Origin of the sequence: Rhizobium sp. WYCCWR 11128 (genome assembly GCF_013416305.1) — a bacterium.
Classification (GTDB): domain Bacteria; phylum Pseudomonadota; class Alphaproteobacteria; order Rhizobiales; family Rhizobiaceae; genus Rhizobium; species Rhizobium indicum.
The window spans coordinates 194,547-211,346 of sequence record NZ_JACCEZ010000002.1 but is presented as its reverse complement, the minus strand read 5'-3'; the positions used below and the strand labels follow the sequence as shown (position 1 = coordinate 211,346).

At 61.9% G+C, this 16,800-nt stretch carries 21 protein-coding genes and 1 tRNA gene; 13 read left to right on the top strand and 9 right to left on the bottom strand.

The genetic code is table 11. From position 1 onward, the window contains the following. Nucleotides 1-123 precede the first annotated feature (123 nt). On the top strand, nt 124-591 hold the full coding sequence (locus tag HX898_RS08640; protein ID WP_138388425.1) for a truncated hemoglobin: 468 nt from the start codon (nt 124-126) through the stop codon (nt 589-591). 45 nt (nt 592-636) lie between these two features. Here the strand turns inward: HX898_RS08640 and HX898_RS08635 are convergent, their stop codons facing one another. The 3 genes from HX898_RS08635 to HX898_RS08625 form a co-directional block, all read right to left on the bottom strand. Continuing rightward, complete coding sequence (locus HX898_RS08635; protein ID WP_138388426.1) at nt 637-1,548, bottom strand: EamA family transporter; 912 nt, start codon at nt 1,546-1,548, stop codon at nt 637-639. A 72-nt stretch (nt 1,549-1,620) separates the two neighbouring features. Further along, the gene (gene recX, locus HX898_RS08630) at nt 1,621-2,196 is read right to left on the bottom strand and encodes a recombination regulator RecX (protein WP_180194448.1); all 576 of its coding nucleotides are present in this window, start codon (nt 2,194-2,196) and stop codon (nt 1,621-1,623) included. Nucleotides 2,197-2,205: 9 nt separating this feature from the next. Continuing rightward, complete coding sequence (locus tag HX898_RS08625; protein WP_180194447.1) at nt 2,206-3,231, bottom strand: histone deacetylase family protein; 1,026 nt, start codon at nt 3,229-3,231, stop codon at nt 2,206-2,208. Between the two features lie 133 nt (nt 3,232-3,364). Between HX898_RS08625 and HX898_RS08620 the strand changes: the two genes are divergently transcribed. Beyond that, entirely contained in the window at nt 3,365-3,976 is a 612-nt protein-coding gene (locus tag HX898_RS08620) for an HAD-IA family hydrolase (protein WP_180194446.1), read from the top strand. Between the two features lie 15 nt (nt 3,977-3,991). Here HX898_RS08620 and HX898_RS08615 read toward each other — a convergent pair whose 3' ends face one another. Together HX898_RS08615 and HX898_RS08610 are read right to left on the bottom strand one after the other, a co-directional pair. Further along, a complete protein-coding gene (locus HX898_RS08615) occupies nt 3,992-4,510 on the bottom strand; it encodes a GNAT family N-acetyltransferase (protein ID WP_180194445.1) in 519 nt (172 codons plus the stop codon). 24 nt (nt 4,511-4,534) lie between these two features. Further along, entirely contained in the window at nt 4,535-5,101 is a 567-nt protein-coding gene (locus tag HX898_RS08610; protein WP_168314699.1) for an XRE family transcriptional regulator, read from the bottom strand. Between the two features lie 138 nt (nt 5,102-5,239). Here HX898_RS08610 and tenA point away from each other — a divergent pair, with 138 nt between their 5' ends. The 3 genes from tenA to HX898_RS08595 all read left to right on the top strand — a co-directional run bounded on the left by tenA (nt 5,240) and on the right by HX898_RS08595 (nt 8,288). Further along, nucleotides 5,240-5,938, top strand: coding sequence for a thiaminase II (gene tenA / locus HX898_RS08605; protein ID WP_138388430.1), 699 nt, complete (start codon nt 5,240-5,242; stop codon nt 5,936-5,938). Between the two features lie 76 nt (nt 5,939-6,014). After that, nucleotides 6,015-7,847, top strand: coding sequence for a translation elongation factor 4 (gene lepA / locus HX898_RS08600; protein ID WP_180194444.1), 1,833 nt, complete (start codon nt 6,015-6,017; stop codon nt 7,845-7,847). A 201-nt stretch (nt 7,848-8,048) separates the two neighbouring features. Further along, nucleotides 8,049-8,288 carry a type II toxin-antitoxin system CcdA family antitoxin gene (locus HX898_RS08595; protein WP_032992288.1) on the top strand — a complete coding sequence of 80 codons (240 nt, stop codon included), beginning with the start codon at nt 8,049-8,051 and terminating at the stop codon, nt 8,286-8,288. A gap of 1 nt (nt 8,289) precedes the next feature. Here HX898_RS08595 and HX898_RS08590 read toward each other — a convergent pair whose 3' ends face one another. The 3 genes from HX898_RS08590 to HX898_RS08580 all read right to left on the bottom strand — a co-directional run bounded on the left by HX898_RS08590 (nt 8,290) and on the right by HX898_RS08580 (nt 10,271). Next, entirely contained in the window at nt 8,290-8,742 is a 453-nt protein-coding gene (locus tag HX898_RS08590) for a GFA family protein (RefSeq protein ID WP_138332182.1), read from the bottom strand. 192 nt (nt 8,743-8,934) lie between these two features. Next, nucleotides 8,935-9,483 (bottom strand): sugar O-acetyltransferase, encoded by a 549-nt coding sequence (locus HX898_RS08585; protein WP_180194443.1) that lies wholly within the window; start codon nt 9,481-9,483, stop codon nt 8,935-8,937. Nucleotides 9,484-9,494: 11 nt separating this feature from the next. Then, nucleotides 9,495-10,271, bottom strand: coding sequence for a type 1 glutamine amidotransferase (locus HX898_RS08580; protein ID WP_180194442.1), 777 nt, complete (start codon nt 10,269-10,271; stop codon nt 9,495-9,497). 204 nt (nt 10,272-10,475) lie between these two features. On the opposite strand from HX898_RS08580, the gene HX898_RS08575 reads away from it, so the two are divergent. Next, nucleotides 10,476-10,769, top strand: a complete 294-nt coding sequence (locus tag HX898_RS08575) for a SelT/SelW/SelH family protein (RefSeq protein ID WP_003544579.1) — start codon at nt 10,476-10,478, stop codon at nt 10,767-10,769. A 9-nt stretch (nt 10,770-10,778) separates the two neighbouring features. Here the strand turns inward: HX898_RS08575 and HX898_RS08570 are convergent, their stop codons facing one another. Next, nucleotides 10,779-11,201, bottom strand: a complete 423-nt coding sequence (locus HX898_RS08570; protein ID WP_180194441.1) for a BA14K family protein — start codon at nt 11,199-11,201, stop codon at nt 10,779-10,781. A 168-nt stretch (nt 11,202-11,369) separates the two neighbouring features. Here HX898_RS08570 and HX898_RS08565 point away from each other — a divergent pair. The 7 genes from HX898_RS08565 to HX898_RS33420 all read left to right on the top strand — a co-directional run bounded on the left by HX898_RS08565 (nt 11,370) and on the right by HX898_RS33420 (nt 16,734). Beyond that, a tRNA-Leu gene (locus HX898_RS08565) sits at nt 11,370-11,456 on the top strand. A 724-nt stretch (nt 11,457-12,180) separates the two neighbouring features. Then, nucleotides 12,181-12,465 (top strand): poly(hydroxyalkanoate) granule-associated protein, encoded by a 285-nt coding sequence (locus HX898_RS33515; RefSeq protein WP_138388439.1) that lies wholly within the window; start codon nt 12,181-12,183, stop codon nt 12,463-12,465. A 547-nt stretch (nt 12,466-13,012) separates the two neighbouring features. After that, a complete protein-coding gene (rfbF, locus tag HX898_RS08560; RefSeq protein ID WP_180194440.1) occupies nt 13,013-13,786 on the top strand; it encodes a glucose-1-phosphate cytidylyltransferase in 774 nt (257 codons plus the stop codon). Further along, on the top strand, nt 13,777-14,841 hold the full coding sequence (rfbG, locus tag HX898_RS08555) for a CDP-glucose 4,6-dehydratase (protein WP_180194767.1): 1,065 nt from the start codon (nt 13,777-13,779) through the stop codon (nt 14,839-14,841). Before rfbF ends, rfbG begins: the two co-directional genes overlap by 10 nt. Continuing rightward, nucleotides 14,838-16,073, top strand: a complete 1,236-nt coding sequence (locus tag HX898_RS08550) for a class I SAM-dependent methyltransferase (protein ID WP_180194439.1) — start codon at nt 14,838-14,840, stop codon at nt 16,071-16,073. The genes rfbG and HX898_RS08550 overlap by 4 nt, the downstream gene beginning before the upstream one ends. Next, nucleotides 16,070-16,612: a dTDP-4-dehydrorhamnose 3,5-epimerase gene (rfbC, locus tag HX898_RS08545; RefSeq protein WP_180194438.1), complete on the top strand. Its 543-nt coding sequence runs from the start codon at nt 16,070-16,072 to the stop codon at nt 16,610-16,612. Before HX898_RS08550 ends, rfbC begins: the two co-directional genes overlap by 4 nt. Continuing rightward, nucleotides 16,609-16,734, top strand: a complete 126-nt coding sequence (locus HX898_RS33420; protein ID WP_281411922.1) for a hypothetical protein — start codon at nt 16,609-16,611, stop codon at nt 16,732-16,734. The genes rfbC and HX898_RS33420 overlap by 4 nt, the downstream gene beginning before the upstream one ends. Nucleotides 16,735-16,800 lie beyond the last annotated feature (66 nt).

Here is a 16,800-nt window from a genome sequence, read left to right as displayed (position 1 = left end):
AACGGTCAAGTGCGCGGGGCAGGCTGCTGACAGATTGCCGCAAGCGGGCACGCACGACTTTGGCGCGCTGCGATAAACACCTATATGAGAGGGCGCCGCATCACGCGGCGCCGGGGTTTTGGAATGGACAATGACATTCAGGGCCGCCCTGCTCATGTCGCGGCGATCCGCGAAAGGGCGGAGGCCGAGATGCGGGAGATGGGCGTCGACGCGGCCTTCATCGACAGGCTGGTCGAGACCTTTTACGCGCGCGTGCTAACGCATCCCGATCTTGGCCCGGTGTTCGACGCCAAGCTGTCCGGCCGCTGGCCGGAGCATATGACGAAGATGAAGAGCTTCTGGTCGGCCGTCGCCTTCCGCAGCGGCGCCTATGGCGGCAAGCCGGTGCAAGCGCATACGGGTGTCCAAAACCTGACACCCGATCTCTTTCCCAAGTGGCTGTCGCTGTTTGCCGCGACGCTCGATGATATCGCGCCAACGCCGGAGGCCAAGGCCTGGTTCATGGCGACGGCCGAACGGATCGCCAAGAGCCTGACGCTGTCGCTGTTCTACAATCCGGCACTCGACGATCCCGCGCGCAAACCCGCCTGACCCATCTTGTAGAGACGGTGTTCCCCGAAAAACGCTGACACCTTTCTAGGTCTTCGCCGCCGAGGCGGTGGCACCGGCGCTGGCCGCCACCACGAGCGCGGTACCCAGCATCTGCAGCGCGGTCATCGGCTGGGCCAAGATCAGAAAGCCGGCCAGCGCGCCGAGCGCCGGTTCGAGGCTCATCAGGATGCCGAAGGATGCCGACGGCATGCGCCGCAGAGCCACCATCTCCAGCGCATAGGGCAAGAGCGGCACAAGGATGGCAAGGCCGAGAACCTCCACCAGTCCCTCCACCGTGAAGGCGCCCCCCGTCTCGGCCAGACCGAAAGGTGTCGCGACGAGGCCGGCAACGATCAGCGACATGGAGAGACCTTCCAGCCCCTTGAAGGCAGCGCCAACCTTCTTCGTCAGCAGGATATAGACCGCCCATCCCACAGCCGAGCCGAGGGCGAAGAGGACGCCTGAGGAATTGCCGACCCAGCCTTCGCCGTCATGGGCGAGGAAGAGAATACCGGCCGCAGCGATCAACGGCCAGGTAAGCCGCCAGCTCAGGCCATAGCCGAAGACGGCGACCGAGAGCGGCCCGAGGAAATCGATGGCGATCGCCAGGCCGAGCGGCAGCCGCTGGATCGCCGCGAAGAAGCACAGCGTCATGGCAGCCGTCGTCGTGCCGAGCAGCAACGTCGCCCGCCATTGGGCGCCGCTATAACGCAGCACCGAAGGCCTGACGACGGCGGCAAGGATGATTGCCGCGAAAGCGAGCCGCAGCCAGGTAGCGCCGGCAACGCCATAGGTCGCAATGGCTGACGAAGACAGTGCCGCACCGAACTGGATCGACGACATCGACATCAGGCACATGGCGACACCGGCGGCCAAACCGCCCGAAGTCGGCGATATGCCCGGCTGCGCAATCAAGGCTGCGCCGTCCGTCCCGGTCTCGATATTCTTGATGTCCATGTGGCCCCCGATCCTGGTGCGGTTCTAGGCCGAAGACGGGTGAGAACCAAATTCAAACTTTTCATGCCGGGATCAAGAGCGCTGATGCTGAGGCGCCGCAGATCGGCCGGCAAGGATGACCTCTTCGGCATCTTCGAAGCTCATGTCGAAGATCTTCCTGCCGATGTCGAAGCTGAAGCCGTTGCGGGCGAAAGCCGAAAGCTCTTTCGCCTTTCGCTTTTCGTCGAGCTCGACCCTCCGGAAGGGGCCGAAGGCGCGCTTGCGGGCAAATATAGCTGCCGCATAGAGATCGTCTGCCTCCTCAAGCGCCGCCTCTACCTTGTCGCTGGAGACGCCCTTGGCAGCAAGCTTCTGGGCGATCGCGCGCTTCGATTTACCGCCGCGCACGGCAGAGCGCGTGCTGATCTCCGCATAGGCGCTGTCGTCGAGCACCTTGTTGTCAGAGGCAAATTTGACCGCGAAATCGGCGATGGCCTTGAGTTGCGCCGCGCTGATTTCCTCGAATTTCTCCTTCGCCTTGCGGGTGATGGCGTCAAACAGCTGCTTTTCCGTCATCATCCGCCGCTCCAGGCGATAGATAGCGGAGTTGCGCGCCCAGCTCAGCATGCGTGATGTCGGGATATCGGATGGAACGGTCTCGTCGGTCATCGGCAGGGATCAGGCTTCCAGACCTTTGAGGACGTTGGCGACGTTGAGGCCGATCTCCGGCACACCGTAGCCGCCCTCCATGCAGGCAAGCACCGGCAGGCCGGCGGCTGATATCATCGCGCCCATGCGCGTGAAATCGTCCGAGGTGAGGCTGAAGAAGGAGATCGGATCGCGCTCGAAAGTGTCGACGCCGAGGGCCACGACGATCGCCTCGGCGCCGAAGGCCTTGATGCGGGTGAGCGCATCGGCAAGGGCCGAAGACCAGATATCCCAAGGCGTGCCTGGCAGCATCGGATAGTTGCGGTTGGCGCCTGCACCCTCGCCCTCGCCTTCCTCGTCGGCATGGCCGAGGAAATAGGGAAAGGCATGCATGGGATCGCCGTGCAGCGATGCGGTGAAGACATCGCTGCGGCGATAGAACAGATCCTGCGTGCCGTTGCCATGGTGGAAATCGACATCCAGCACCGCGACTTTCCTCGCACCGCGGTCGAGCAGCCGCTGCGCCGCGACGCCCGAATTGTTGATGAAGCAATAGCCGCCGAAGAGATCGATGCCGGCATGGTGGCCGGGCGGGCGGCAGAGCGCGAAGGCGAAGCGATTGCCGGCATTCAGCCAGTCGGCGCCTGTGATCGCGCAGCGCATCGAAGCGATTGCCGCCTCGTAGGAACCCTTGGTGATCGAGGTGTCGGCGGCATTGGCGTAATGGCCGATCGCGCCGACGATATTGTCGGGCACGCGCTGGCTGGTGCGGCGAACGGCGAAGGAATTGGCGATCGCCTCGCCGGTGAAACCGGCCGCCACCCAGCGGTCCCAGACGGTGGCGAGGAAATCCAGATAGGCGGGATCATGCACTTTTCGAGCCGTTTCCAACCCGTGCACATCCGGTGCCACCACGTCGGCAAAGCCCGCCTCCTTGACCGCCGCCAGGATCCATTCGGCGCGGAACGGCGCCTCGAAGGGCGTCACCAGCTGACCGGCGTGCAGCTCGGTCCTGGCATCGCGCAGCTTGTGATCCTCGGAATAGATGACGCGCATTTCAGATCCTGCCCTTGATTGACAATGGAGATTTACACGGCTCGGCCCCGACAAAAAAGCGGCACGGGCTCTTGATCGTCTGGAATAATGACGCCACCTTCGCCGGTGTTTTGAGAATGAGGAAATTTTCCGCATGAAAGTGCTGATGGTCGATGTCGACGGCGTGCTCATTCATGGTCGTCCGACCGATGGCCTGCCTCTCTTCACCTACCTTGAGCGCGATCTCGGCCTGCGCCTCGACCTGCTGCAGCAGGAATTCTTCCAGACCCATTGGGGCGATATCATCATCGGCCGCGAGGCGCTGGAACCGCGGCTCGCCGACGTGCTCGCAAAGATCGCACCCCACCTCAGCGCCGAAACACTGATCGACTACTGGTTCGAAAACGATTCCCGTCTCGACCGCAATCTGCTGGAAGAACTCGCTGCTCTCAGGCAAAGCGGCATCACTCTCCTGCTGGCGACCAACCAGGAGCATAGGCGGGCGCGCTACCTGATGGAGCAGATCGGCCTTAACGCGCATTTCGACGATATCATCTATTCCGCAGCACTCGGGCACCGCAAGCCTTCTCCCGATTTCTTCCGGCTGGCGACCGAGCGGGCCGGCGTGCTGCCCGGCGAGATCGCTTTCATCGACGATATGGCCGAAAATATCGAAGCGGCGCGGCAGTTCGGCTGGAATGCGGCGCAATGGACGGAGGGCGCGACGCTTGGCGGCGCGCTTCCGGTCTTCGCCCGGCCGGCCTGAGCGAGCCGGGCGCAATCAGGCGAGCCGCTTGTAGAACAGGGTGGTGGCGCAGAAGCCGCCTTCCGGCCACAGCGCATAATCGGGGATAACGCCGACGCGCTGCCAGCCCAGGCGCGGATAGATCGCCTCGGCATCGCTGCCGGTTGCGGTGTCGAGCACGAGCAGGGTCTTGCCACGGCTTGCCGCCTCACGCTCAGCAGCATCCATCAGCAGCCGGGCGAGCCCCTTGCCGCGGGCGGAGCGGTGCACCAGCAGCTTCTTCAGATCGCCGCGATGCGGCTGGTTCGGCATCTGCGCCGCACCCACCTGCACCGTGCCGACGATCCTGCCGTCGAGTTCGGCGACCAGCAGCAGATTGCCGCCCGCGGCGACGGCATCGGCGACATCGCGCCAATAGGGCTCGGCATCCTCAGGCCCATAGGGCTGCATGAAGCCGACGGAGGCGCCGCCAGCGACGCAATCGACAAGCACCTCCGAAAGGGCCGGAATGGCAGCGCGGGCCTCTTCGGCGGAAAGGTTACGAATAGCAGGCATGCTGTTCTCCTGAAATGAAAGCTGTTATCGGCCGCCGCGATCGAGCACGACGCAATATCGCGCCGGCATATTGCCGGGATTGTGGAAGACGTGACCCTCGCCGACCGGCATGAAGAGGCAATCGCCCGGGCGCAGCCGGTAGACGGTCTCAGCCGCCGTCATCTCCAGCTCGCCGTCGAACAGCCAGATATGCTGCGTCATGCCATGGGCGCTCGCATGCGGGGGGAAGCTGACGCGGGCGCCTGCCGGGAATTCGACCTCGACGATATCGACATCGGAAGCCGTGCCCGGGGGTGAAACAGAGCGTCTGAGATAACCGGTTTCCGGATCGCGCCAGACCTGCTGTTCCTGCCTCCGGGCGAGCGGCGAGGCCTGCCCCTCTTCCGCAAAGAAGACCGACAGCGACAGGCCAAGTGCTGCGCAGATCCTTGCCAGCAGCGAAGCGGTCGGGCTCGCCTCCGCCCGCTCGATGCGCGAGATCATCGCCCGGCTGACGCCGGAGGCCGCAGCAAGATCATCGAGCGTCAGAGCCTTTTCCTGCCGCAGCGTGCGGATGCGGATGCCGATCGCCTGTTCGAGTTCCGGTTCCATTTTCCAGCTCCATGATTCTACTATAAGAGAAATACATTATCCGATGATGGAATCAAGTGGCTACGAAAAGCGGCCAAACGCGCCTTGCTTTCGCCGCTGCGCCGTCCATATATGGCGGCGTAATCCGAGGAGAGAGTGATGGACGCCAGCACGCAGAGCACGGAACCGACGGGAAGCTTCACGGCTGCCGCCTGGGACAGGATCGCGCCGATCATGGCTGAAATCGAGGCCTTGCCGCTGCTGCAACGGCTTTCGGACGGCACCTTGCCGCCCGAGGTTTTCCGCCATTACATCCTGCAGGATGCGCTTTATCTGAAGCATTATGCGCGATGCCTTGCGATCGTCGCGGCCAAGGCACCCGACAATGCGCAGGTCCTGCGCTTCCTCGGTTCGGCGCAGAAGGCGATCACCGTCGAGCAGGGCCTGCATGCAGGCTTCCTCACCCAATTCGGCATCAGTTCCGCCGACGTCACGTCAGCTGAGCCCTCGCCTGCCGGCTTTGCCTATACGAACTTCCTGCTTGCCACCGCCTATCACAGCTCCTACGCGGTGGCGCTGTCTTCCATCCTTCCCTGCTTCTGGATCTACTGGCATGTCGGCGAAGCGATCAAGAACCGGCCTGTTATCGAGGGCAATGCCTTCCAGGCCTGGATCAACACCTATGGCGATCCGCAATTTGCCGCCGGTGCCCGCGAAGTGATCGCGCTGACCGACATCGCCGCCCGCGCCGCATCGCCGGTGGAACGGGCGCAAATGACCGATGTCTTCGTGCGCGCCTCGCAATATGAATGGATGTTCTGGGATTCGGCCTGGCGGCTGGAGACGTGGCCGGTCTGATAGACGCCCGACACAGGACGAAATAGCGTAAACAGCGGGATAATTACCGCTTTGCGGCAGGGGGCGGCGCTGCTATATGGCGCGCATGAGCACCAATTCCACCACTCCGCTGTCCCATATCCGCAACTTTTCGATCGTGGCCCATATCGACCACGGCAAATCGACGCTGGCCGACCGCCTGATCCAGACGACGGGCGGTCTTGCCGAGCGCGAAATGTCCGAGCAGGTGCTCGACAATATGGATATCGAGCGCGAGCGCGGCATCACCATCAAGGCGCAGACCGTGCGCCTGCACTACCAGGCGAACAACGGCGAGAAATACATTCTCAACCTGATCGACACGCCCGGCCACGTCGACTTCGCCTATGAAGTCTCGCGGTCGCTGTCGGCCTGCGAGGGCTCGCTGCTCGTCGTCGATGCCAGCCAGGGCGTCGAAGCGCAGACGCTCGCCAACGTTTACCAGGCGATCGACAACAATCACGAGATCGTCACCGTCCTCAACAAGATCGACCTGCCGGCGGCCGAACCCGACCGCATCAAGGAGCAGATCGAGGAAGTGATCGGCATCGACGCTTCGGAGGCGGTGCTGATTTCGGCAAAGACCGGCCTCGGCATTCCCGACGTGCTGGAAGCGATCGTCCACAAGCTGCCGGCGCCGAAGAGCTCCGGCGGCGAGAAGGCGCCGCTGAAGGCGCTGCTCGTCGACAGCTGGTACGACGCCTATCTCGGCGTCATGGTTCTGGTCCGCGTCATCGACGGCGTGCTGACCAAGGGCCAGACGGTGCGGATGATGGGCACCGATGCGAAATACCAGGTGGAGCGCGTCGGCGTGCTGACGCCGAAGATGGTCAATATCGACCGCCTCGGCCCCGGCGAGATCGGCTTCATCACCGCTTCGATCAAGGAAGTGGCCGATACCCGCGTCGGCGATACGATCACCGAGGACAAGCGGCCGACGGCCCAGGCGCTGCCGGGCTTCAAGCCGGCGCAGCCGGTGGTGTTTTGCGGCCTCTTCCCGGTCGATGCCGCCGATTTCGAGGATCTGCGCGCCGCCATGGGCAAGCTTCGCCTCAACGACGCCTCCTTCTCCTTCGAAATGGAGTCATCGGCGGCCCTCGGCTTCGGTTTCCGCTGCGGCTTCCTCGGCCTGCTGCATCTCGAAATCATCCAGGAACGGCTGGAGCGCGAGTTCGACCTCGACCTCATCGCCACCGCACCCTCGGTCGTCTACAAGATGTACATGACCGACGGCTCCGAGCGCGAGCTGCACAATCCGGCCGACATGCCCGATGTCGTCAAGATCTCGGAAATCCACGAGCCGTGGATCCGCGCGACGATCCTGACGCCCGACGATTATCTCGGCAGCATCCTGAAGCTCTGCCAGGATCGGCGCGGCATCCAGATCGAGCTCACCTATGTCGGCACGCGCGCAATGCTGACCTACGACCTGCCGCTCAACGAAGTCGTGTTCGATTTCTACGACCGGCTGAAGTCGATCTCGAAGGGTTATGCCTCCTTCGACTATACGCTGACTGACCACCGCGAGGGCAACCTCGTGAAGATGTCGATCCTCGTCAACGGCGAACCGGTCGACGCGCTGTCGATGATGGTGCACCGGACGGCTGCTGAAAAGCGCGGCCGCGACATGTGCGAGAAGCTCAAGGAGCTGATCCCGAAGCACATGTTCAAGATCCCGATCCAGGCGGCGATCGGTGGCAACGTCATTGCCCGCGAGACGATCTCGGCGCTGCGCAAGGACGTGACCGCGAAATGCTACGGCGGCGACGCCACCCGCAAGCGCAAGCTGCTCGACAAGCAGAAGGCCGGCAAGAAGCGCATGCGCCAGTTCGGCAAGGTGGAGATTCCGCAGGAAGCGTTTATCGCAGCGTTGAAGATGGGCGACGAATAGGTTTTTGCGGAGCTTCTTTTGACGAGGAGACGTAGGTCTCCTTAGATGTTGACGAGCCTCGCTCTTTGTTCGCCGTCATCCTCGGCCTTGTGCCGAGGATCTGCTACATATCAAACGGCTGCAGATGCTCGGGACAGGCCCGAGCATGAAGAAAGAGAAGTGGTTAGGCCGTCAACAGTTATCTCCGAGGGGGATTCTGCGATGAACGATGAAAGCCGAACGACTGGCAAACCGGGATCGGTGAAGGGTGCAAACACTGATTCCAAGATCGAAAAGGACTGCAAAGCTCCGACCTTCGATCAAAAAACAAGCGATGATGAAACGCTGCCTCGCGAAGAACGCGAAAGACTTTGGCGAATTGAAAACGCCGAGGCGATCGCGGAGCAAAATGAGTATGTCGCGAAGCATGGCTTGCCATTTGCGAAATACAGGCAGTTTTGACTTATCCCCTGCCCATATACTCCTTCACCAGCCCTTCATACGCGTCCATCTCAGGCAGCGCCTCATAGCTGTACACCGCGCCAGTCTCGGCGAAGGACAGCTTCTCGCTCGTCCAGGTCTCGATGAAGGGCGTGAACCAGCTGGGGTCGTCGAGCATGGTCACGCGGAGATTGACGAACCAGTCCATGTCTTCCGACCGAGTGAACATCCAGCTCATGCAGTGCGGGCAGAAATAATGCTTGGTCAGGCCGTGCAGGCCGCCGATGACCGGCTCGCCTTTGGTGACCTCGAAGCCTTCGCTCGGGATGGCGGCGCTCAGCGAATAGGCGCTCGCGGTCATCTTCTGGCACCCCGTGCAATGGCAGGCCATGGTGAGCAGCGGCGGGGCGCTGATCTTCAACCGCACTTGGCCGCAACGGCAGCCGCCTTCCATGGGTAAAGTTCGCTCGCTCATGATTTCCCCCCGTTTCGCCTTCTGATCTAGCGGAGCTTTTCGTTGCTGTCGAGGTGGCGAGGTCATCGCGGAATGGCGGCCTTGCCGGCGTTAGAGCATTTCCGTTTTTCTCCGAATCACGGAAATGCTCTATCTCTTTGTTTTCACACAATTCCAGACGCAAAATCGCTATGCACTTTTGCTGGAATTGCTCTAGCGGATGCGGGCTGGATTGCCGACCACGGTTGCGCCGGCCGGCACATCCCTCGTCACCACCGCACCGGCGCCGACGATCGCACCGTCGCCGATGGTGATGCCGCCGAGGATGACAGCGCTGCCGCCGATCCAGACGTCACTGCCGATGACGACCGGCCGGGCGATCTCGATGCCTGTGCTGCGAAGTGCTGCATCCTTGTGATGCTCGGCGCAATAGATCTGCACGCCCGGGCCGAACATGCTGCGGTCGCCGATGCTCACGCGGCCGGAATCAAGAATCATGCAGCCGGCATTGAAATAGACGCGTTCGCCGAGAATGATATTGATGCCGTAGGAGCAGTGAAACGGCGCTTCGATGAAGATATCGGATGCAGCCTGCGTAAAGAGCGCCCTCAGGGCCGGCGCGACGGCGCCACGCTCGTCCGGCGGCAGCGTGTTATGCGCGTGGACCGCGGCACGCGCCTGCCGGCGCAAGAGATCGAGCTCGTCATCGAGGCAGCAATACCATACGCCTGCCGCCATCTTTTCGCGTTCGCTCGCCGGCATCGCATCACCCCTCAAGCCGAGGCCTGCGACAGCATTTCGACCTCTTCCCGTTCGATCAGGCTGACCCAGGCGCGCGCGATGGCAAGGCCCGCGGCATCGGCGGCACCGGCGTGTCTTGCTGCCAAATCGGCATGGTTCTCCAGCCAGCCCGGCGCGATACGCGCGATCGTATCGGGGAATTCGGCCTTCCATTGCGCGACGACCGCTGAATTGGCCTCGAAATGGAACTGGGTGCCATAGACGGCGCGGCCGATGCGGAAGGCCTGGTTCTCGGCAACGGCGCTCGAGGCAAGACGCACAGCGCCCTCAGGCAGGGAGAACGTATCGGCATGCCATTCGAAGATGGTGAATTCGCCGCCAAGCGCCGACAGCAGCGGATCGGCCCGGCCCTCGGCGGTGACGCCGATCCCGTGCCAGCCGAATTCGCAGGCGATTCCCAAGTGATTGTCGGCGCCATAGGCACGGGCGAGGATCTGGCTGCCGAGGCAGATGCCGAGCACCGCCTTGCCGGCATCGCCGAAGCGGCGCGTGAGCCGGACCAACTCCGGCAGATAGGGGTGGGTTGCGTCATCCAGCGCGCTTTGCTCACCGCCGAGAACGACCAGCGCGTCATGGCCGGATATGTCTAGCGGCAGTATGCCATCCTGCCACACCCGGAACCACTCGATCTCTGCGCCTGCCTCGTCGAGGGCCGCGGCAAGCGCGCCGAGGCCGGTATTCCGCATATTTTCGATGACTGCGACGCGCATAGGCTCTTCCTGGTATGGCCGACCACGGGAAGAGACCATGCTGGAGGACGGCGCGCAAGACGCCAGAACAGGATTCAGGCTTTAGGCCGGTTCGGCTCAAAATCTGAATCCTGTTCTTAATTAAATAGTTAGAGCATGATGTCGCCCGAAAACCGCTCACACTTTTCGGCATCATGCTCTAGCGAGGGCGATTGCGCGCGCGCGCCACAGAGCTTAAATCTCAGCAAACGAAAGGACATTGCCATGACCGAAAAAGCCCGCGTCACGATCCTCTACTGCACCCAGTGCAACTGGCTGCTGCGCGCCAGCTGGATGGCGCAGGAGCTGCTGCACACATTTTCCGACAGTCTCGGTGAAGTGGCGCTGATCCCAGCCACCGGCGGCAATTTCGAGATCCGCGTCAATGGCGATCTGATCTGGGAGCGCAAGCGCGACGGCGGCTTTCCCGGGCCGAAGGAGCTGAAACAGCGGGTCCGCGACATCGTCGAGCCCGGCCGCGATCTCGGCCACGTCGACCGCGCCTCGCTCGAAAGCTGATCACGACGATCAGCGGTAGGGCGAGCGGCAGGTCTTGTAGATGCCCTCATACGTCAGGAAACGATCCGTCCTCGGATTGTAGGAACGGTACTCGTTGCTGCACCAGGCGGCATGGCTGTTCATGTCACGCGGCTTCGGCTGCACCCGGCGCACCGGCGGCGGATCATAGGTCAGCTGCGGCCGGCCGGCAGCCCCCGGCTGGTAATAAGTCGGCCCGGTCGCGCCGCGCGGACGGTAATTCGGCTGGACATAGGCGGGACGATGCCATTGCTGCGGCCCGAAACCGAAGCAGCCGCGAAAATCGCAAAGCGTCGAGCCGGTGTTGAGCGGCCCAACCCCCGGTTTGCCGAGCTTCAACGAATCAGCCCCGGCGATTGCGGGCGTGAGAATGGCGAGAAGACCGGCGAGCAGAAGCGTGCGAGCAGCGGGCATGAGGCGTTCCTTTCGGTATTTCCTTTATATAGGGCGTGACCACCGAAGCGCTATGCCCACCCTCCGGCGCTCCCGCCCATGTGATCGGCTGCTTTTTCACTAACTGTCAGAAAAACTTCAAAAACCCAGTTGACAGTCAGGGGCCACCCCCTTACATCGCTCTCCGTCGCCCAGATGGCGGAATTGGTAGACGCGCCAGCTTCAGGTGCTGGTACCCGAAAGGGTGTGGAGGTTCGAGTCCTCTTCTGGGCACCATTCCATTTTATCCCCTTTGAAATTGTTGAATATTCACCCTTTCAAAGGGGTGGCCGTTCTCGACTGCTACACCGGCCCACACTATGGTGCTACGATTTCACGGGCCATGGCTAATTTGGGACGAAGTAAGCAATATGCGAAGGCAATTGGGTTCGGCCATGACGCTTCCTGCCGGCATACTAGGCGCGAGCCTTCTTTCAGGCTGTTACCTACCTATCGTCTTCTCAGAAGATCACTCATATATAATCTTTGAACGCTCGCAGATCACCTACCGTAGGCACGACAGACCCGAGACAAAGTGTCGGCCTGATGCCGCGCAGCAAGTGATGGCATGTGAGGACGGCACGACATCGAAACTGCAAAGGGTTCGGCTTCCAAATAGCGAAGACGAAGTGACCGAGTTCGATGGTCGCCGATTTTGCCGTATGTTCTTCAATGCAAACCAAGCGGATGGTTCACGCAAACTAGTTTGCTACGACCGGATGGGGTTCGAGCTGGATGCCGCAACAGCGGTGCCGATGAAATGACGGTGCAAGGTGCTCGGCCCCTCAACTCCAAACGTGATCCCCCACGAAACAATTGTCTCCCCAGGATGGGCTTGAGTCCGAATGGGCCGCGCTAGCTGAATTGTAGATCCAGGATCGTCCCCGCCCGAGATTGCTGGCCTCCATTGACTCCCTCACCCCCAAATGCGAACATAAAGCGAACAAAATGGAGTCTTGCGATGATCCGATACGCCACGTCCGCAGCCAGCAACCCCGAGCCTATAAAGGCCCGCGAGGTGTCAGCTGCCAAACCGGCCATTGAAATGCCGCCCCCGAAGCCGGTCATTGAGGTAGCCGCTGCGGCGCCTGCGGCCGGCCTGCTGCTACCCAGCACCGAGGCAGACGAGCTCGGCTCCGACACTCGACCGAAAACCACCAAGCCAGCACGCCGTGCGGCAACAAAGCGTAAGCCCAAGGTCGTCGAGGCAGACGACACTTCCCTCCAGCTTAGTCTGGAGGCTTAACCGCAAACGATCCGGCCGAGGTTTGGCGGCGCGGAGGGACTCCCACCATAATCTATATAGCACTTCGGAATCCCGAAATTGGTTGCGGGATTAAAATCATTGGATGTTTCTCCACGACGACCGCCCGCGAAAGGCGGCGAATTTCGGGATTCCGAAGCGGAGGGATTTCGGGATTCCGAAGTGGGATTTTTTCTTTCTGCCGAGGCGCCCGCCTTTGTCGGCAGCAATTGGCGGGCAGTATCTGACGCTCTCCTATCAGGATCAGCCGCTTTCTGTTCGGATGAATTGGGCCGCTTGGTGCTCCTCGTAAAACTGGAAGGACGTACCTTCGGCCAACCGGGATGTGCCGAATGGCAAGTCGTTCCATTGCTCAACGCACGGCCTGCGAAACGCGCGGCTGCCAGTTCCGACACCTCCGCAAGCCTCGCACAAGAACGAAATCGGATACCGGGGCAAGGATGAACATACGGCCGTTCCGCCTGTAGAGAGCCGGGCGGCTCTGAGGGTGGTCGGGAAACCTGACTAGACACTCTGGAGTTCGCTTGGGATGAAAGTCGTAATTCTCGCCGGTGGCCTTGGCTCGCGCCTTGCCGAGGAAACCAGTATCCGACCCAAGCCTCTGGTCGAAATCGGCGGCATGCCGATCCTCTGGCACATCATGAGCATCTACGCCCATCACGGGCTCAATGATTTCATCATCTGCGCCGGCTACAAGGGCTATTTGATCAAGGAATATTTCGTAAACCTTGTTCTGCACCACAACGACATCACCGTCGACCTTGCCTCCAACAGCATCAACTATCACGGCGGCACACGACCGAACTGGCGCGTGACGGTGGTCGATACCGGCATGCATTCGATGACCGGCGGCCGTCTCGGGCGCATTCGCGACCATCTGCCGCCAGGCGAACCCTTCTGCATGACCTATGGCGACGGCGTCGGCGACATCGATATCGCCGCCGAGGTCGCGTTCCATCGCAGCCATGGCCTCAAGGCGACGATGTGCGCGGTAACCCCGCCCGGACGTTACGGCGCCACGAATATCGAGGGGCAGTTCATCACCTCCTTCGTCGAGAAACCGAGAGGCGACGGCCAGCGCATCAACGGCGGCTTCTTCGTGCTCGACCCTTCGGTGGTCGATCTCATCCCGGGCGACGACACGATCTGGGAAGCCGGCCCGTTGGAATGGCTCGCCGCCAACAACCAGCTCGCCGCCTTCAAGCATGACGGTTTCTGGCAGCCCATGGACACGCTGCGCGAGCGTAACCAACTCGAGGAGCTCTGGAGTTCCGGAAAGGCACCGTGGAAGCTATGGGCCTGACGGACTTCTGGAATGGCAGGCGCGTGTTCCTGACGGGACACACTGGGTTCAAGGGATCCTGGCTGTCGTTGTGGCTGGAAAAGCTCGGTGCGGAAGTGGCGGCGGTCTCGCTCGAACCCGAGACCAATCCCTCGCTCTATGGGCGACTTGCGCCCTGGAACGGACAGGGCCACCACATCGCCGACATCCGCGAAGCGGCGACGTTCAGGCAGCATTTCATCGATTTCGAGCCTGAAATCGTCATCCACATGGCAGCGCAGGCGCTGGTGCGGCGCTCCTATGAAAACCCGGCCGAAACCTTCGAGACCAATGTGATGGGAACGGCGAACGTGCTGGACGCGGTGCGGGAAACGCCCTCGGTCAAGACGGTTCTCGTCGTCACTTCCGACAAGGTCTATGCCAACAACGGCAGCGGTGTTCCCTTCATCGAGACGGATGCACTCGGCGGCAAAGACCCCTATTCCAACTCCAAGGCCTGCACCGAACTCGTCGTCCAGAGCTACCGCGACAGCTTCTTCAAGGGGCGCGACATCAGCGTTGCGACGGTGCGCGCCGGCAATGTCATCGGCGGCGGCGACTGGTCGAAGGACCGGCTGATCCCGGACTTCATCCGCGCCTTCGAAAGCGGTCAGCCGATCCTGCTGCGTTATCCCGAAGCGATCCGCCCCTGGCAGCATGTGCTGGAGCCGCTCGGCGGTTATCTCGCCTTCGCCGAGGCCCTGGCGCTTGCCGGCGAAAGGGAACTGCCTGAAGCGCTCAATTTCGGTCCCGATCCGCAGAGCTTCGCGACGGTCTCCGAACTGGCGGAAGCGCTCGGACGCGCTCATCGCGTCGAAGACGTGTGGCGGCTTGCGCCGGGCGAGCATCTGCCCGAAGCGCCGGCGCTGACGCTGAGTTCCGCTCTGGCTCTCGACACCATCGGCTGGCGCCCGCGGCTCAGCCTGCAACAGACCATCGACTGGACAGCCGCCTGGTACAAAGCCAACCGCGAGGGAGCCGACATGCGCGCCTTCTCGCTCGGGCAGATCGCGGCCTATGAGGAAACAGTATCATGACAGCGCATAATTGCCGGTTCTGCAACGCTCCGCTGAAACATCGTTTCGTTGATCTGGGCTCGACGCCGCTCGCCAATGCCTATCTGACGGAGGAGCAGCTCAAACTGCCCGAGCCATCCTATCCGCTGCGCGCCTTCGTTTGCACGGAATGCTGGCTGGTGCAGGCCGATGCCTTCGTTCCGCCGGAGGATATCTTCAGCCACTATGCCTATTTCTCCTCCTACAGCGACGGCTGGGTGGAGCATGCCCGCCAGTTTACGATCATGGCGCGCGAGCGCTTCGGCCTCAGCGAGACATCGCAGGTGATCGAGGTGGCGAGCAATGACGGTTATCTGCTGAAGCATTTCGTCGAAGCCGGCGTGCCGGTGCTCGGCATCGAGCCGGCCGAGAACGTCGCGGAAGTGGCGCGGCAGATCGGCGTTCCCACGGAAGCGCGCTTCTTCGGCAAGGAAACGGCTGCCGATCTCGTCTCCCGCGGCCTTGCCGCCGACATTGTCATCGGCAACAACGTGCTGGCGCACGTGCCTGACATCAACGATTTCGTCGGCGGGCTTTCGGCCGTGCTGAAGCCTGACGGCGTCGTCAGCGTCGAATTCCCGCATTTGCTGCGGCTGATGGAAAACATCCAGTTCGACACTGTCTACCACGAGCATTTCTACTATCTGTCGCTGCTCGCCGTCGAAAAGGTGTTCGCGGCGCACGGCCTCAAGGTGTTCGACGTGGAAGAATTGCCGACCCATGGCGGCAGTCTCCGCGTACTGGCCTGCCGCACAACATCCACGGCTCACGCAACCGGCCATGGCCTTGCCAAGGTGCGCACTGAGGAGGCCGCCGCCGGCTTCGACAAGGTCGAGATCTACGAGGCCTTCCAGAGCCGCGTGGCACCGATCAAGGATGGGCTGCTCGCCTTCCTCGAACAAGCCAAACGTAGCGGCAAGAAGGTCGCCGCCTATGGCGCTGCCGCCAAGGGCAACACGCTGCTGAATTTCTGCGGCGTCGGCACCGACCTCATCGAATATGTCGTCGACCGCAATCCGCACAAGCAGGGGCATTTCCTGCCGGGCAGCAAACTGCCGATCTACGCGCCGGAGAAGATGGACGAGACGCAGCCGGATTATGTCCTCATCCTGCCCTGGAACATCAAGAACGAGGTCGTTGCGGCCAACAGCAGGATCGGCAGCTGGGGTGGACGCTTCGCCGTTGCCGTGCCGGAGCTGACGGTGCTCGGATGAAATTCCTTCCGACAGCGGTTTCGGGCGCCTTTGTCGTGGAAGTCGACGCACGCTCCGACGACCGGGGAATGTTCGCACGAACCTTCGACGCGCAGACCTTTGCGGCGCAAGGTCTCGTGCCCGTCTACCCGCAGTGCAATGTCTCGCAGAACCACAAGCGCGGGACGCTGCGCGGCATGCATTACCAGGCCGAGCCGCGGCCGGAGATCAAGCTGGTGCGCGCCACGCGCGGCAGGGTCTTCGACGTGGCGGTCGATCTGAGGCCGGATTCGCCGAGCTATCTCAAATGGGCCTCCGTCGAGCTCGATGCCATCAGTCACAACGCCTTCTACATACCTGCCGGATGCGCGCACGGCTTCCTGACGCTCGAGGATGATTGCGAACTCTTTTACCAGATGTCGGAAACCTACGTACCGGAGCTTGCCCGTGGCGTCCGCTGGGACGATCCCGCCTTTTCCATCGCCTGGCCGTTGACGCCGAGCATCATCAGCGAGCGCGACGCCGCGCTTGAGAGCTACAGCCAGGAGACAAGCCTTTGAGCGGCATCAAACTCAGCATCTGCATCCCGACCTATAACCGCGAAGCCCATCTCAGAAACGCGCTGAACCTGCCCAATCTCGTGTTCCACCAGCACGATGTCGCCCGGCACATCATCATGTGAGCCTCGCGCCAGCTTCAAAAACTAGCGTCGTGGCGGGCGCCTGCGTCTTGATTTCAATTCAACAGA

Bases quoted from the DNA above. Each gene is read 5' to 3' on its own strand.
- HX898_RS08640 (WP_138388425.1), top strand. From the start codon at position 124: ATGGACAATGACATTCAGGGCCGCCCTGCTCATGTCGCGGCGATCCGC.
- HX898_RS08635 (WP_138388426.1), bottom strand. From the start codon at position 1,548: ATGGACATCAAGAATATCGAGACCGGGACGGACGGCGCAGCCTTGATT.
- recX (WP_180194448.1), bottom strand. From the start codon at position 2,196: ATGACCGACGAGACCGTTCCATCCGATATCCCGACATCACGCATGCTG.
- HX898_RS08625 (WP_180194447.1), bottom strand. From the start codon at position 3,231: ATGCGCGTCATCTATTCCGAGGATCACAAGCTGCGCGATGCCAGGACC.
- HX898_RS08620 (WP_180194446.1), top strand. From the start codon at position 3,365: ATGAAAGTGCTGATGGTCGATGTCGACGGCGTGCTCATTCATGGTCGT.
- HX898_RS08615 (WP_180194445.1), bottom strand. From the start codon at position 4,510: ATGCCTGCTATTCGTAACCTTTCCGCCGAAGAGGCCCGCGCTGCCATT.
- HX898_RS08610 (WP_168314699.1), bottom strand. From the start codon at position 5,101: ATGGAACCGGAACTCGAACAGGCGATCGGCATCCGCATCCGCACGCTG.
- tenA (WP_138388430.1), top strand. From the start codon at position 5,240: ATGGACGCCAGCACGCAGAGCACGGAACCGACGGGAAGCTTCACGGCT.
- lepA (WP_180194444.1), top strand. From the start codon at position 6,015: ATGGCGCGCATGAGCACCAATTCCACCACTCCGCTGTCCCATATCCGC.
- HX898_RS08595 (WP_032992288.1), top strand. From the start codon at position 8,049: ATGAACGATGAAAGCCGAACGACTGGCAAACCGGGATCGGTGAAGGGT.
- HX898_RS08590 (WP_138332182.1), bottom strand. From the start codon at position 8,742: ATGAGCGAGCGAACTTTACCCATGGAAGGCGGCTGCCGTTGCGGCCAA.
- HX898_RS08585 (WP_180194443.1), bottom strand. From the start codon at position 9,483: ATGCCGGCGAGCGAACGCGAAAAGATGGCGGCAGGCGTATGGTATTGC.
- HX898_RS08580 (WP_180194442.1), bottom strand. From the start codon at position 10,271: ATGGTCTCTTCCCGTGGTCGGCCATACCAGGAAGAGCCTATGCGCGTC.
- HX898_RS08575 (WP_003544579.1), top strand. From the start codon at position 10,476: ATGACCGAAAAAGCCCGCGTCACGATCCTCTACTGCACCCAGTGCAAC.
- HX898_RS08570 (WP_180194441.1), bottom strand. From the start codon at position 11,201: ATGCCCGCTGCTCGCACGCTTCTGCTCGCCGGTCTTCTCGCCATTCTC.
- HX898_RS33515 (WP_138388439.1), top strand. From the start codon at position 12,181: ATGATCCGATACGCCACGTCCGCAGCCAGCAACCCCGAGCCTATAAAG.
- rfbF (WP_180194440.1), top strand. From the start codon at position 13,013: ATGAAAGTCGTAATTCTCGCCGGTGGCCTTGGCTCGCGCCTTGCCGAG.
- rfbG (WP_180194767.1), top strand. From the start codon at position 13,777: ATGGGCCTGACGGACTTCTGGAATGGCAGGCGCGTGTTCCTGACGGGA.
- HX898_RS08550 (WP_180194439.1), top strand. From the start codon at position 14,838: ATGACAGCGCATAATTGCCGGTTCTGCAACGCTCCGCTGAAACATCGT.
- rfbC (WP_180194438.1), top strand. From the start codon at position 16,070: ATGAAATTCCTTCCGACAGCGGTTTCGGGCGCCTTTGTCGTGGAAGTC.